Origin of the sequence: Actinospica robiniae DSM 44927 (genome assembly GCF_000504285.1) — a bacterium.
Lineage (GTDB): Bacteria > Actinomycetota > Actinomycetes > Streptomycetales > Catenulisporaceae > Actinospica > Actinospica robiniae.
The window spans coordinates 758,441-774,518 of record NZ_KI632511.1 but is presented as its reverse complement, the minus strand read 5'-3'; the positions used below and the strand labels follow the sequence as shown (position 1 = coordinate 774,518).

Sequence of the window (16,078 nt, the reverse complement as noted above, 5' to 3'; positions counted from 1 at the left end):
ACGTTAGCGCAACGGACAACCGACTCGGACATACCGAGGTGTACGCGGCACGAAGCTCACATGAGATCGCGCAGGTCTTTGCGGCCGAAGTCGTCGGCGTCGCGCGGGACAATCGCAAGGTGTCGGATGAGAAGCTGCGCACCTGGTTCAAGGCGGAGGCGACGTACGCTCGCGCGGCCGCGGCGTCCTGGATCGGCGATCCGCGGGTGCATGAGGTGCTAGACGAAGCCCGACCCTCCGCGGTAACGGCCTGCGACTTCTTGCTGCGGTTCATGCACAACCAGATCCAGACGACGCGGTTCTGCTGGTGGGTGTGTCGGATCGGAACCCTGCTGCCCGACGGGCGAGAGGATCACGGGCCGTTCCGCAGCGACAGCGCCGATCCGTGGATGCTGACTGCACAGGAGCGGGAGCTCGCAGGCCACCTCGTTGCTCTCTTTCACCAGCGAGTCGTCCTCGCCACCGCCCATCACCTCGCGGAAGTCGGCGTGCCGCTGGACCCGGAGTGGCCGGGCGACCACGCAGTTTTGGCCGTACTGCTCCTGCTGCCCGCTGTCGGCTACGAGATCCCGTGGGACGGGTCCATCACCGAGTTCGCCAAGCAGATTCAGCCTGAGATTTTAGGTAGGCGGGATCGACTCGCGGCGCTAACGTTTCATCAGGTGTTTGCTGTTCTTGCTTGGTTATGGTGGGGGTTTGCCGTCGTGCCGGGTGGGTTCGGGAGTGTCTGCCGGGTGCGCGGTAGACCGGGATGTGAATCGCACCGGCTTCCGTCCACGGTAGAGCGTTTGGCCTGCAGTTCAGAGCGGCTCGCAGACCTGCATCGAGAACGGAGCCGTGGATGGAAGCCGGAACGACTAGACGAAGCCCAGCCCACCACGAAAATCTTGGAAGAGCCAACTCCGGTACAGCCAACGTGGAGCGCCCGAGCGCACCGCGGCCGAACGACGTTGACCTGCCGCGGGAGGCGGCCATAATCAAGTGGCGAACGATGCCCGCCTCTACCGACAATGGTCCCGTGTTCGACTTCGGAATCAACGGCTACCAGCCCCAATGGCACCACAGCCTCGCCCAGGTCGCCGTCACCCACGGCACCCGCCTTGCACACCTCGCCGGGCGCACCCTCACCCACACCTGGCTGGTCTGGGACAACGACGCCGACCGCTGGTTCCCCGACGGGCCCGTGCTGCTCGACTTCGACGGCGAGCAGCTCGAGATCAACCACCAAAGACTCGACGCGGTCTCAGTGACCTGGAACACCATCAACACCGCTACACCCGTGCGGTGGCCCGGCACGGACCTCAACCTCCGCTGGCATGACGGCCTACAGGCCGGGCTGCATGGACAGCGCCTCGACACCGTCGAGCTTCTCGAGTGGACCTCCGCCGACCTCGCCCGCGGCACCGTCGCACTCACCTTCACCCTCGCCGCACAGCAGCTCACCATCTACAACGCACTCGACGAGAACGGCCTGTCCTACACCCCACCCGACCCCCGCTACCGCCGGCTGAGGCTCTACACCACATCCTCACCCGCACACAACGCCGTCGAACTCGAAGACCTGCCCCTGCTGCGCGACCTGCTCGACGCCGGCGCCGACGTCGAGGACGACGACGGGACCGGCTGGACCCTGCTCCACCACGCCCTGGACGCCGAACACGACGGACACGTCCAAACCGGCAAGCCACTCCACGCGGACACCACCGCTCTCCTCCTCGCCCGAGGAGCCGACCCACTTCGCGCACGCAACGGCGTCACAGCCCTCGCCGAGGCACAACGATGCGGCCACTGGCTCGCCGCAGAAATCATGCAAGCCTGGATCGAACGACACCAAACCGCCTAAGCCGCGGAGCGAGCACTCCAACCCTCAACAAACCGAGGCGTATCCAGAGCAACCCTGGCCGATTTCACCGATCCTCATCAGGAGAGGCGCCCACGATCTGCCCGTCCCGCGCGGGGAGCGCCGGAGGGAGCAAACGCGGGGCGAAGCGATGCGTGAATTGGTTGCTGATGCATGCGCGTACTACGCGCGGTCGGCCTGGGGCGCGGGGCCCCAGGCCGGTGTGGAGCTGTCCGGGCTCGGGACCCCGCGTATGCATCGTTAGTGTCGGGTCGTTAGTCGATCTAGTGGTTGAGCGGAGTGATCTGGTCGTAGAGCGCGGTGATCTGCGGTGCGCTCAATGCGTAGTTGAATGCTTGGACATTGCTGATATCTCCGTTGAAGAAGCCGTCGGGGGCGCTGACGAAGTCGCGGCCGATAACGAAGGATCCGGTGGCGTTCCACGTAGTGGTGTGCGTTCCGGTGGCGGCTAGTGCGCCGTTGACGTAGAGGCTCATGGTGCCGTTTGCAGCGTTGTAGGTGGCGGTGAGGTAGGTCCACTTTCCAGGGTTGTCGGTCGAGCTTGCGGTACTGGCCTTGTCTGCGGTCGAGGTGGCGCTGTCGGTCGGGGACATGGCGAAGGCCCATCCGCCCGTGGCGGTGGCGTAGAGGACGAATCCGCTGATGCTGGTGCCGTCCTGGCTGGCGATCACTCCGGCGCTGCTGACTGACGGTTCGGCCCAGGCGCTGATGGAGAAGCTTCTGGTGGTGTCGATGAGTGGTCCGCTGGTTGCGCCGTAGCCGCTGGTGCCGCCGAGGCCGAGGACGGTGGTGCCAGTGTTGGCGCCGACGGTGGCGGTGGGCCAGGTGTATCCGCCGGTCAGGGTCAGGGGGTTGTTTCCGGCGTTGATGGGGTCGGTTTGGGTGAGGTAACTGTTGGAGCCGTCATTCAGAGCACCGTCGCCTGCGGTGGTGGAGCCGGCGCCGTCGTTCAGGGCCCAGGTGTCGGTGGCGGCGAGGATGGCGTTGGCCAGCGCGCCGGTGCCGGCGTTGGTGAGGTTGACCGGGTCTGAGGGGGTGTTGCTGCGGCTGGTGCCGACCATGGCGAGCGGGTTGAGTTTGGTGGCGCCGTCGCTCGCGTCAGTCACGCCGATCGTCTTGTCGGGGTCGATGTAGTAGTAGGCCGGCTGGGTCCAGGACCACAGTCCATCGGGGTAGCTGGAGAGCCAACCGTTGATCACGGTGCGGGTGGCATCGACGCTGCTGTTGCACGGGTCGTTGTGGGTGGCGGCGCCGTCACCGTTGTAGGTGTCGCACGGGGTCAGGCCGACGTCGACGATGCTGGGGAACGCTTCGGTGCCGCCGGTGCCGCCTTGGGTGTTGATGCCGGTGGCCTGGAGGTAGCCGAGCAGGTTGCTGTAGCCGTCCTCGATGGTGGCGGCGTTGGTGCCGGCGAGGGCGTCTTCGAGGCCTTCGTCGAGGATGACGGTGTTCAGGCCCGGTTCGTCGAGCAGGTCGCGGTCGACGCGGGTGAGGGCGGCGGGTCCGCCGACTGCGCCGCCGTTGGTGGTGCCGTTGCGGGTCTCGGGGTAGTCGGTGACGAGTTGGTTGGATTCGATGCCTGCGTTGATGGTGCCGTACGGGGCCAGGGCGGTGGCGGAGGCCGCCGCGATGTCGTCGGACAGGCGCAGCGCCGCGCCGTTGTTGGGGGAGAGGGGTGCGGTGTTCGGTTCGAACGCGTCGATGAGATTGTCGCCGAGCACGATCTGGGTGGGCATGCCCGCAGTCTGTACGTCGAGGCCGGTGACCAGGTTGGTGTAGGCGCCGTTGAGGGAGCCGGAAGCGGTGTAGGTGGTGGCGGCGGTGTCTGCGGTGTGGTCACCGGAGCCGATGGGGGCGGTGTATTCGTAGGAGTCGGTGACCCAGGAGTGTTCGACCAGGTAGGGGATGGAGTTGGTGAGCTGGAAGGAGACGGCGAGCCAGTGTCCTGCGGTGACGTTGAACGGCAGCGGGTCGGAGTAGACCATGGCGCCCTCGGGGATCACGGTGCTGGTCGAGCCAGCGAAGGTGAGGTTCACTGGTGCGGCGCTGGTGGCTGCGGTGGGGGTGATGGCGGTGCCGTTGGTCAGTGCGACGGTGGCGTGGCCGACGTCGAGGGGGCTGGTGCCGAGCGCGTTGTCCAGTTTGACCCGGATGGCGGTGCCGGTGACGGTGGGCTGGAGCAGGACGCGGAAGGACTGGTTGTTGAAGTTGCCTGATTCGTAGTTGTAGTTGGCCTCGTTGTCGGAGGCCCATGCCCCGGTCCAGGTGTTGGGGCTGGCCAGGGTCGCGGTGGTGCCGTCGGCCTTGACCGTGCCGGTCGTGGTGTTGCGGGTGCCGATGGAGAAGATGTGCACGGCCGGAATGCCGGGGCCGGGGGTGCCGGACACGTCGGGCAGGGTGATCGAGGAGATGGTCGCGCCGGGTCTCAGCGGGACGCTGAACGCGTAGATCTTCGCCGTGGAGGTCTTCTTCCCGGCCGGGTTGTTGAAGGAGGGCATGGTGAACGCGGCGAGGTTGCTCGGGCCGCTCGACCAGTCCGGGACCGTCAGAGTGTAGGTGTCCGAGGTGCCGTCGGCGTAGTTGACGGTGCCGGTGGGGGCGCCGATGGCGTCTTGAAGGGAGCCGTCATTGACGTAGGACCCGGCGACCAGGGAGCCCGCGGGGATGTAGGGGGCGGTGGTGTCTCCGGAGATCGAGCCGGGCTCGGCCATCCCGCCGTAGGTGGCGGTGGTCAGGAACGTCAGGGCACTGGCACCGGTCGCATTGGTGGCGCAGTTCATAGAAGCCGTGGTCGTGCAGGTGATGGTCTGGTTCGCGGCCAGGACGTTGTCTTTCTGCCCGGAGCCGTACGCGGGCAGCGCGAGGTTCGTGCCGTCGATGCTCATGTGCCCGCCGGCGCTGTTCCATCCGGCGGCGGTGAGGTTGGTGGCGGAGAAGCTGTACCCGTTGCCGTCCGCGTTGGCCTGGGAGGGGGTGGCGTCGGCGCTGATCGCGGTGTTGTTGAAGCAGGCCGCGAGGCTGGCGCAGGTGCTCGGGGCGTGGGCTGCGGCGATGACGATGTAGGAGTTGGCGCCAGAGACGTCGCCGGCGGCGTCGACGGACTCGACGTAGAGAGTGTGGAGCCCGGCCCAGGCGGGGGTGATGGTGAAGGTGCCGGAGTTGTTGGTGGCGGTGGCGATCTGGGTGGCGGGGATGGTGCCGGTGGTCACCGGGGCGGCGTCGAGCCGGTAGTAGAACTCCGTCGCCGCGGTGCCGTCGGTGTTACCGGTCACGGTGAAGGTCGCCGTGGTGCCTGCCGCGGCGCCGGTGGTGTTGTCGGGGTAGGTGGTGTTCGCGGTGATGGCCGGCTCGTCCGGGCCTGTGGGTTCGGCGGTGTAGGTGCAGGTCGGCGACCAGCCGGAGGTCAGGGTGCCGTTGGTGGTCTGCACCTGCCAGGACACCGACTGCCCGTCGGTCAGGCCCTGGGTGAAGGCGGCGGGCAGCGTGTAGCTGGCGCTGCCGCCGGAGGCGAGGTTGTCGGCCGATTCCCCGGTACTGGTGGTGGAGGACCCGGTGATCCAGTATTTGAAGGTGGCCTGAAGTTCGTCGCTGTCCGGACTGGTGATGTTCGTCGCGGTCAGGGTGACATTGTTGGTCGCGATCGCCTTGCCGATGTACGGGTACGGGGCGGCGGTGGCGCACGCGGCCGTGTCGGAGCCGCCGACCGCGGCGGAGAGCTGGGCGGCGGTCGGGGTGGTGGGGGCGTGGTCGAAGGAGATGTTGAGCGTGGGGTTGTCGGTGAACCGGTCGAAGTCCGCGTAGTCGGTGTTCGAGCCCTGGTCCATGACGAAGGTGATCTGGCTGGCGCTGCTGGTGGCGGCCGCCTGCACCGGGGTGGTGACGGTGAAGGAGGCCGGGGAGGTGATGGGGCTCTGGCAGCCCGACGGGTTGTACGCCGCGCCGACGCTCGCCGAGGTCGAGTAGGCGCTGGAGCCGGTGATGTAGCCAGGGTTGGTGTTGTTGTAGTCGGTGCCTGCGCCGATGCCGACGGCCAGGTGAAGGTCCACGGTGCGTGACTCGCTGCAGGAGAAGGACGCCTGCCAGTTCTCGGTGGCCTTCACGGTCGCGAGGTGGATGGTCGCATTGGCGATGGCCGGGGGCAGCTTCCACTGGTAGAAGGTGCGCTGGTATCCGCCGCAGTAGGTGTTGGTCCAGCCGACGCCGAGCGAGTTGTCGTCTTCGGCGGTGTCGTTGTAGTAGGACTGGCCGTTACACGGCGATCCCTGCTTCGTCTCGTCGTACGCCCAGGCGCTGGGCGAGCTGGGGTGCCAGCTCAGGCTCGGGTCGATGTAGACGGGGAAGACCGTCTCCTTGCCTGTGAGCATGGCCTTGTCCGGGCTCAGTGTCAGCGAACTGCCGGACGAGGAGACCTGGAGCGGGGCCTGGTGCGCGGCGTAGCCCGGGTGGGTCGCGTCGGAAGGGTCGGAGGCGGCGATCTGAGCCGGGCTCGGCGCCTTGGCGCCGGAGGTGCCGGCAGCGCTCTTCGCCGCGGCACTGTCGGCTGCAGTGGGAGTGGTCTCGGAGTCCCACATCATGGCGTCGGACAGGGCTAACTGCAGGCCGTCGGGGGCGGTTGCGAGCGTGGTTCCGGTGCCCGGGCTGGTGCCGGAGGAGTGCACGGCGAGCGCGAGCTTCGCAAGCCGCGGATCGGCGGCGGCCTTGGCGTTGTGCACGATCAGGACTTCGGAGAAGCCGCCGGTGGAGTTCGCATCGACCTGGAGGTCGACCCCTGCGATCACGTTGCTGTAGGTCGCGCTGGAGCCGGAGACCGAGGGGGCGGGGAGCGCGGTCGGCCAGGACAGCTGGTAGCTCGCGCCGCTCGAGGTGGTCGTGGTCACCAGCGGGCCGCTGCCCCCGCCGGACAGGCGCGCGGTCGCATAGGCGGTGGCAGCCGGCGTGTAGGTGCCGTCCGAGTTCTCGTGCAAGGTGGTATCCACCGGTACCCACGCGCCGTGCTGCAGAGTACGCGCGGGAGCGGGGTTGTCCGCCAACTCCAGCCCTCCGCCGGGTTCGGCGGAGACCTGCCAGGTCTCGCTGGTCAGGGCGCTGATCGGCACCGGCCGTCCCGTCTTCCGGGCTTGCGTCGCAGCCTGGTCGACGGCCTTCTGCTGCGCGGCGCTCAGCCCGTAGCCGTCCGCCAGGGACTGCGTGCCGGCCGGCGTGCCCGCCGACGAGGCGACCGGCGCGGGACTGCCGGTCGCGGCCGCCGGTGCCTGTGCGCCGGTCTGCGCCGAAGCAGCGGGGACGAGCAAGCCGGCGCCGGCCACCGTCACTACGACCGCCAGGGCGGCAGCAGCCGCGCGATGCGAGTTTCGATGTATGCGTGTATTCACGCTGTCATTCTGTATCAGATGTCGAAGTTTTTGTCTATTGTGAGTGCCATCACTGGGGCGAGCGTCTCACGTCTTCGGCGTCCCTACCTGCGATCCGTGGTCGGATGCCATGATAAGGCCTCTGGCTTGCTCGAAAAACAGGCCAATTAAGAGTGATTAGACTCTTGACGGCAAGCGGCGGCCCACTGCTATCTTTCACGAGATTCGGGCATTGGCATACTGTGCGCTCGGGCTGCGGGCGATCGGGAGGGTGTCAGATGGACTGCATACGCATGGCCGCATATTCGATAATAGACATGGTAGGTGGGATTTTCCGTCGGCGACGCGTCGGTGCGCTCGCGGCGGTGACGGTTGCGGCGCTCGCGGCGCAGGTGCTGTTCGGGAGCCCGGCACTCGCCGCGAGCAGCATGGGCTCGGTGAGCGTGGCGCCGACCAAGTCGATCCCGGTCTCCCCCGTCATCTCCCACTACACCAAGCCGACGCCGGAGACCTCGGCGAAAACCGTGGCGCCGGTGTGGCCCTCGGGCAGCGCGACCGTCACGCTCGCGGGCGCGGCTAGCGCCCAGGTGGCCGGGTCGCTCCCGGTCACCCTCGCCCCGGGGGATGAGCACACGCCCAAGTCCTCGTCTTCCGCAGATTCGCCGTCAAAAGCCTCCGTCACGGTCGAACCGCGCGCAGCCGCCCAGGCTGCGGGCGCGAACGGGGTACTTCTGGCCGTGACCCGCGCGGACGGCGTGTCCAAGCCCGGCAGCGTGGCGATCACCGTGTCCTACAAGCAGTTCCAGGACGCATTCGGCGGAGACTGGAACGCGCGGCTGGCCCTGGTCTCCCTGCCCGCCTGCGCGCTGACCACCCCCGATGTTCCGGCATGCCGGGTGCAGCAGCCGGTGGCGTTCAGCAACAACACGAGGACCCAGACGCTGAGCGCCACAGCCACGCTGCCCGCGTCCTCGGGCACGCTCGCGGGCACGAGCGGCGCCGCGTCCGAGAGCGCTCCGTCGAAAACCAAGTCGGCGTCCTCCGCCTCGATCGCCACGCCGCTCGTCCTGGCCATCACCTCGGACACCGAGAGCTCTGCCGGGTCCGGGGGCGGGGACTACACGGCGACCAGCCTCAAACCGGACTCCGGGTCCTGGTCGTCGGGCGGGAGCGCGGACGCGTTCACCTGGTCGTATCCGATCTCGACACCTGAGGTCCCCGGCGGCCTCGAGCCCTCGCTCGGCTTGTCGTACGACTCCCAGTCCGTGGACGGGCTCACCTCAGCCACCAACAACCAGGCCGGGGTCGTCGGCGACGGCTGGGACCTGACCGACTCCTTCATCGAGCGCTCCTACGCTTCCTGCAGCCAGAACCCCACCGGCTCGAGCAAGACCTACGACAACTGCTGGTCGAACGACAACCAGCTGACGATCGACCTGAACGGCCAGACCTCGATCCTGATCAAGGACGACACCACTGGCACGTATCATCTGGCCGGAGACGCAGGCGAGCGTGTGCAGTACGAGACCGGCGCGGTCAACGGCGCGCACAACGGCGAGTACTGGGTGGTGACGAGCACCGATGGCACGCAGTACTACTTCGGCCTGAACGAGTTGCCCGGGTATGCCGGCACGGACGCGCAGACCGACTCCGTGGACACGGAGCCGGTCTACGCTACCGCCTCCGGCCAGCCGTGCTACCAGACATCGTTCCCGAGTTCGTACTGTGAGCAGGCCTACCGGTGGAATCTCGACTACGTCGTGGACACCCACTCCGACGCGGTCTCCTACTGGTACACGAAGACCACGGCCTACTATGCGCAGGATCTGGGCACGACGGCCGCTTCGACGTCGGCGTACACGCGTGACAGTGTCCTGTCGAAGATCGAGTACGGACAGCGGGCGGGTGCGGTCTACTCCTCGACGCCCGCGGGCCAGGTGGACTTGTCCTATAGCGGGCGCTGCACCACCTCTCCGACCGGGTGTGACACAAGCACGTTGAGCAGTTCGACCGCATCGGACTGGCCGGATGTCCCCTACGACCTGAACTGCGCCGCCAAGGCAGCGTGCTCCCTGCAGTCTCCGACCTTCTGGTCCGAAGATGAGCTGACGGGGGTCAAAACCTCGGTACTGTCCGGCACGAGCTTGACCCAGGTGGACTCGTGGGCACTGACCTATGCCCTGCCCGCGATCACCGACACCAAGGATTCCTCCACTCCTTCTCTCTGGCTCTCCACGATCACGCAGACGGGGCTGGACATCACCGCCGGCGGATCCACTTCCTCCATCCCACTGCCCCAGATCACCTTCACCGGCACCTTGTTGCAGAACAGGGTCGATCTGACCGACGGATACCCGTGGATCACCCGTCAGCGCCTGAACAAGATCGTCACCGAGACCGGCGAGATCATCAGCGTCGGATACTCCGCGCCCGGCTGCGGCAGTGCGACGCCGTCCAACGACTCGGCGAACACGATGCTGTGCTACCCAGTGAAATGGGCCCCCGCCGCCGGCTCCGACCCGATCAAGGACTACTTCAACAAGTACATCGTGGCCGAGGTCACCGAACAGGACCCGACCGGCGGGGTCGGCGACGACACGATCCAGACCATCTACACCCCCGTCGGCAACCCCGCCTGGCACTACGACGACAACCCGCTCACCCCCGCGAACCAGCGCACCTGGAACGAGTTCCGGGGCTACCCGGGGATGATCGTCTCGACGGGCACAGCCCCAGACCCGGTCACGAAGACGCAGTACACTTATTTCCAAGGCATGGACGGGGACTATTTGGCCTCAGGCAGCACCCGGAATGTCACTGTCTCGGACACGCGCGGCGACGCAGCGGTCGTGGACTCGAACCAGTACGCGGGCACGACCTACGAAACGCAGGTGTTCAACGGTGCCGCGGTGGTGAGCGACACGATCGACACCCCGTGGACGAGCAGCGCGACTGCGACCCACGCTTTGACGGGCGGGGTGCCGTCCCAGCAGGCGTTCATCACCGGCCAGGCCGAAGAGCGCGTATACACCCCGCTCGCGTCCGGATCGACGCGTGAGACGGAGACCGACTACACCCACGACTCCTACGGCCGGGCCACCCAGGTCAACGCCCTCGGCGACGTCACTGTGGCCTCCCAGCACACGTGCACCACCACCAGCTACGCGGACAACACCAGCGCGTGGATCCTGGATCTGCCGGACGAGGTCAAGACCGTCTCCGTGCCCTGCACCACCACGCCCTCGCTACCCGCGGACGCCGTCTCCGACACCCTGACCTACTACGACAACTCCACGACACTGGGCGCCGCGCCTACCACAGGTGACGCCACGAAGACGCAGAAGGCTGCGTCCTACACGGGGTCCACCCCGAACTACGTGACCACGGCGACCACCGTCTACGACGAGTACGGCCGCGCCACCTCCGCCACCGACGCCGACTCCCGCACCACCGCCACCCTGTACACTCCGGCGACGGGAGCGGAGCCGACCAGCATCGAGGTGACCGACCCGAAGGGCCTGATCACCACCACCGCATACGATCCGCTGCGGGAACTGGCGACCACGGTCACCAACCCTGCCGGCGATATCACGACGGAGCAGTACGATGCGCTCGGCCGACCCACCGCCGTGTACGAGCCCGGATTCCCCGCCGCCACCAAGGTGCCGAACCAGAAGTTCACCTACACCGTCTCCGGTACCGCCCCCTCGGTCGTCGATACCTATACCCTCAACGACGACGAGAGCTACCGGCTGTCCGAGACGATCTACGACAGCATGTTGCGAGCCCGCGAGGTCCAGACCGGCACCGTCGACGGCAACCGGGACATCACCGACACGTATTACAACACCGACGGGTGGACCTCGGAGACCACGAACCCGTACTACAACGCCAACCCCGTCACTGCCACGCTGGTTCAGACCCAGACCCCACCGGAGACCCAGGCACAGCCCGGCGACGTTCCCGCGGCGACCGGATACACCTACGACGGAGTTGGCCGCCAAACCGCGGTGATCTCCTACAACCTCAGCGTCGAGAAGTGGCGGACCAGCTACAGCTACGGCGGGAACTTCACCACCACCATCCCCCCGGCCGGAGGCACCGCGACCACCACGGTCACCAATGCCCTGGGCCAGCAGACCGACCTGATCCAATACCTCGCCGGCCAGCCGACCAACTACGTCACCGACCCGGCCGGCGACTACACCGACACCACCTACACCTACGACCCGGCAGGTCAGAAAGCCACTGAGACCGACGCTGCCGGGAACAAGTGGTCCTGGGCCTACAACCTGCTCGGCCAACAGACCGATGCCTACGACCCGGACGCCGGGCACAGCGTCGATACCTACGACAACGCCGGACAGTTGATCACTTCCACGGACGCACGTGGCAAGCAGAGCACGTACGTCTACGACAAGGACGGGCGCAAGACTGCTGCGTACGACACCACGAGCACGCAGACCCTCTCGTCGACCAACGAGACCGGCTCATGGGTCTACGACACCCTCAAGCAGGGCATGCTGACCTCTTCGACGTCATACTCGAACGGGGACACGTACACCAGCAGCATTTCGGGGTACAACGCGATGGATCTGCCCACCGCCACGAAGGTCACGCTCACCGGCACGGACGCGGCCCTGGTCCCCTCAGGGGGGTACACCACCGGCTACGGCTACACCTTCACCGGTCTACCTAAGACCGTGATCGACCCGGCGATGGGCGGGCTGCCCTCGGAGACGGTCACCACGGGATACAACACCTACGGCCAGCCGATCTCCCTGGCCGGCACCGGCAGCGTCAACTGGAATTATGTCTCCGCCATCGGCTACGACCAGTACGATCACCCCACCCAGTACACGATGCCCACCGTCAGCGGGCACGTACTGGCCACGCTGTCCTACGACCCCCAAACCAGTGCTCTCACGAGTATCGAGACTACGGACACAACCAGTACCAACCCGGTCGACCAGCTCAGCTACTACTACGGCGACAACTCCGGCACCGTCTCCAAGGGCTCGGGCCTGCTGACCGAGGTCGTCGACAAGCAGAACGGCACAGCCACGGTCGACACCCAGTGCTTCACCTACGACTACGCCCAGCGCATCTCCCAGGCCTGGACCGCGACCGACAACTGTGACGCCACTCCGACCCCAGGCAGCTCCGCCAGCGTCGGCGGCACCGACGCCCCGTACTGGCAGTCCTGGACCTATGACGCGGCCGGAGACCGGCTGACCCAAACCGACCACGACACCAGCGGCGTGACCGCCAACGACACGACCACCACCTACCACTACCCGACCCAGCCCTCGAGCACCGACCAGCCCACCACCCTGACCAACACCACCGCCACCGGGCCCAACGCCACCGCCGACACCGCGTCCTACAGCTACGACGCAGCCGGAAACGAAACCGGCCAGACCGGCGGAACACCCGGCACCGAGACCTACACCTGGAACGACCAGGACCAACTCCAAACCGCCACTACCAGCGCCGGCACCACGAACTACGTCTACGACACGGCCGGCAACCAGATCATCATGCGCGACCCGACCTCAACCACGCTGACCATCGGCGACGCCCAACTCAACCTCGTCACCGGCAGCGGCAACGTGACCGGCACGCGCTACTACTCGGTCGGCGGCGTCACCGTCGCCGAACGCACCAGCGCCGGCGCGGTCGACTGCCTCATCCCGGACCGCCAGGGCACCGACCAACTCGCCATCAGCACGACTGCGGCCCAGACCGTGACCCGCCGCCAGTACCTGCCCTTCGGCGGCGCACGCGGCGGCTCCACAGCCTGGGTTGGCGGAGACAAGGGGTACGTCGGAGGCCAGGCGGACAGCACCACCAGTCTGGAGACCCTCGGTGCACGCGTCTACAACGCCGCCAGTGGACGGTTCCTCTCCGTCGACCCCATCTTCGAAGCCGACGACCCCACCCAAATCGCCGGCTACGACTACTCCGGCAACGATCCCGTCACCCGCAGCGATCCCTCCGGCCAGCGTGACTGCGTCGACAGCTGCGGCAGTGAGGCCGACCAGGATTACGCGAAAGCGCAGGAAAAACAGTCTTATGAGGAGCAGCAGGAATACTACGACAGCGAGGCAAAAAAGGCCGAGAACCAGGCCATCGACGACTGCACATCCAATGCCTGCATCACCCGCACGGTCCGCAACACCAACAACGCCAAAGCGAAAGAAGCACTCGTCGAAAAGTACGAGGAGCAACAGATCGCCGCGCAGCAGAGCCAGGCTAGGTGGGCCAATGATGGCATGGGCGCCCCCAGTTCCGGCTACTTCATCGGCTCGTTCGGTGGCGTAGGGATCGGAAGGTTGACCGCGGGGCTGGCCTTGCCCGACGAAATCAAGGCACTGGGGCCGGAAACTGGTGTGGTTCGAGGTAGCGGCGGGCAGCACCACGCCCCGGGAGCGGCCGGGGGCGGAGATGGCGATGAGCTGATGGAGCAGACTCTTCTTCAGGACCTGGATCACGCACCGGGAGCGGCCGGGAGCGGAGATCCCGCTCAGCTGATGGAGCAGTTTCTTGCTCTTCAGAACATGGATTTCGCGCAGGAATTCTATTATCGCTTGTTGAAAGACCACCAGGCTATGGTGGAGATCTACTGATCTCCGCCATAGCCTCGTCTGGACAGGGGTTCTGAATGCTGCATGCTCTGCTCGGAGTCGCCGTACTGGTGACAGTGGTACTTGATGTTCTACTGCTCATGTATATGCGGCGATATGATCGCCTCACGTTGATTCAGCGGACTCTGATGCCCGCCTGTAGGAGCAGATGCGTGGCCCAAGAATCAGTGTTTCGCGTCCAGAAGAATGAGTTTGCGCAGTTCAGCAGCGTGATGGGGCGGAATCTGACGGCCTGTCATCACGGCTGGGAGCAGATCCATCGCTATCGGCCCCGGCTGGGAGCCGTGGGAGCAAGCCCTGGGAGCAAGGCGGGAGCAGACTTGCTCCCACGCCGCCGGCCAACGGCCGCCAACTACACCGAATGGCGGAAATGGCTGATCGCGCCACTTGCATCATCGCAGCCCACGGGCTATTTTTGTCATTAGATTCAGGAATCTAATGACAATAGCGCGTTGTTCACACCCAAGGTCTCGTTCTACGAGCTCATTTCGGTGCAGTTGAGGCCCGTTGGGTGCAGTTCAGTGCAATTCAGAGGATTCCTGTCGGGCCGTCAGCTCACGCTCGATTCCACCGCGCAGCAGTCGTGGGAACTATCGAGCTCTTCGGCGTTGACGAAGTGCGCAACTGCCGACCTCATAAGGGTCGAACTTCACCGCTACCCCGAAACCTTGTTTCCCAGGCCTCCACGAAATCCGGGGTGCATCACTATCGCCTGCCTGGGTCCGCCGGCTCCTCAGCTTCGCGCGATTGGAGCTGGATCCGGGAGAACCCCGCACCGTCGAGTTCGACGTGCACACCGACTTGTCCGGCTTCACCAGGCGCGACCTGCACCGTCGCGTCGAACCCGGCCACATCGTGCCCACGGTCGCCCAATCGGACGGCGACCTGGGCCGCTCCGCCGACGTAGACCTCGAAGGCGAGGTGCACATCATCGACCACACCCGCACCATGGACACGCCCGTGCGGCTGTAGCCGCCGGAGAGCGTGGGCGATGAGGGCCTGTAAAGCCATCGGCTCCGACGCACACGGGTACTCTCGGAGGTACGCTAGAGCCGAAACGTATACGTCGCCGTCTGCGGCTGACGCCAGAGCGGCCAACAAAGGTAGAGGCCTGCAGGTGAGACGCTAGCTCTTCTCCTGCGTAGGCTGAGTCTGCGAAGCGTTCGACTCGCCTCGCAAGTCCAACTCCGCTTGGACCGACGCCGGCAGAACAGTCTCGCCGTCTCGCGGAGCGTTCACCAACCCCTCAGCGCTCAGCCCAACTGCCTTGCTCAGGTCAGTGCCCCAGAGAACGGCTTGAGAGAGAAACGCACCTGTGAAGTTCGTCCTCACGAATCTGGCACCCTTCAGCTTCGAGAGGGAAAAATCGGCCTGCATAAGAGTCGCGTCAGTGAAGCTTGCGGAAGAGAAATCCTCAATTGCACTCAAATCTGCCGATGTCAAATTGGCATGAGTGAACGTTGCGGCAGGTAGGCTAGCAGCTGTGAGGTGAGCGGATATAAGGGTGGCTCCGCTAAGTGTTGCACCGCGCAGGTTTGCGCGATACAGGCGGGCGCCGTCGAGGACCGCGTCTTTTAGGTCGGCTCCCCACATGTCAACATCACCGAGGTTCGCGCCGCGGAGGTCTGCTCCTCGGAGATTCGCGCCGTGCAGGTACGCGCCGGAGAGGTCGATCGGCTCGTCCAGGTCGTAGTGGTCTCGAGTGCGTAACATCGAGAGAGCCGCTGCTATATCAACTTGTGGGTGTGTCCGTTGCGCCGGCGGCAGCGACATCAACTTGACCTTCTCCTCCTCGGAGGGATGAAGCGCCTGTTCGCGAATGAATGCAGTCAGAACGTGCACGACTGTCTCATGGTCTTCCGGCGAATCCTTCATGATCCGTCCAAGTGCGTACACGCCACCCGTCCGAACGCTACGCCTGTCTGACCCGAGTTGCTCCACGGCCTTCGAAAAGCGGTCAGTGACGTGCCCCTGCTCCGTCACGCGATACGTTCTCGCTGTGTACCGGAGCGTCCCAAGGGTGGCGACCAGTCCAGCGGTCACGACGAGACCGCCTAGCACCTGGAGGAGGAGACCTCGCGCGCTCTCGAGCTCGTCTAGCCGATCCTTCGTCGACAGGTTCGCGGTGGCCGGCTGGATGAATCGCTCAGCGAGCGGACCGAGCAGCAGATATACAAGTGCTGCGATGAGAGCCAGCACCGAGAGACTCATGATCACAA

6 protein-coding genes are annotated in these 16,078 nt (G+C 65.9%); 4 read left to right on the top strand and 2 right to left on the bottom strand.

From position 1 onward, the window contains the following. Positions 1-38: 38 nt before the first annotated feature. Positions 39-977 carry a hypothetical protein gene (locus tag ACTRO_RS03300; RefSeq protein WP_034261030.1) on the top strand — a complete coding sequence of 313 codons (939 nt, stop codon included), beginning with the start codon at positions 39-41 and terminating at the stop codon, positions 975-977. 41 nt (positions 978-1,018) lie between these two features. Continuing rightward, positions 1,019-1,843 (top strand): ankyrin repeat domain-containing protein, encoded by an 825-nt coding sequence (locus ACTRO_RS48575; protein WP_245594286.1) that lies wholly within the window; start codon positions 1,019-1,021, stop codon positions 1,841-1,843. Between the two features lie 281 nt (positions 1,844-2,124). Here the strand turns inward: ACTRO_RS48575 and ACTRO_RS50210 are convergent, their stop codons facing one another. Continuing rightward, positions 2,125-7,233 (bottom strand): LamG-like jellyroll fold domain-containing protein, encoded by a 5,109-nt coding sequence (locus tag ACTRO_RS50210; RefSeq protein ID WP_211244076.1) that lies wholly within the window; start codon positions 7,231-7,233, stop codon positions 2,125-2,127. Between the two features lie 344 nt (positions 7,234-7,577). Between ACTRO_RS50210 and ACTRO_RS03285 the strand changes: the two genes are divergently transcribed. Together ACTRO_RS03285 and ACTRO_RS03280 are read left to right on the top strand one after the other, a co-directional pair. Beyond that, positions 7,578-13,841, top strand: a complete 6,264-nt coding sequence (locus ACTRO_RS03285) for an RHS repeat domain-containing protein (protein ID WP_051450250.1) — start codon at positions 7,578-7,580, stop codon at positions 13,839-13,841. A gap of 708 nt (positions 13,842-14,549) precedes the next feature. Beyond that, positions 14,550-14,831: a fibronectin type III-like domain-contianing protein gene (locus ACTRO_RS03280; RefSeq protein ID WP_157435707.1), complete on the top strand. Its 282-nt coding sequence runs from the start codon at positions 14,550-14,552 to the stop codon at positions 14,829-14,831. Positions 14,832-14,984: 153 nt separating this feature from the next. On the opposite strand, the gene ACTRO_RS42680 is transcribed toward ACTRO_RS03280, so the two are convergent. After that, a complete protein-coding gene (locus ACTRO_RS42680; RefSeq protein ID WP_169739809.1) occupies positions 14,985-16,070 on the bottom strand; it encodes a pentapeptide repeat-containing protein in 1,086 nt (361 codons plus the stop codon). Positions 16,071-16,078: the final 8 nt, after the last annotated feature.

Excerpts from the sequence above, each read along its gene's own strand:
- ACTRO_RS42680 (WP_169739809.1), bottom strand. The coding sequence starts at position 16,070 with ATGAGTCTCTCGGTGCTGGCTCTCATCGCAGCACTTGTATATCTGCTG.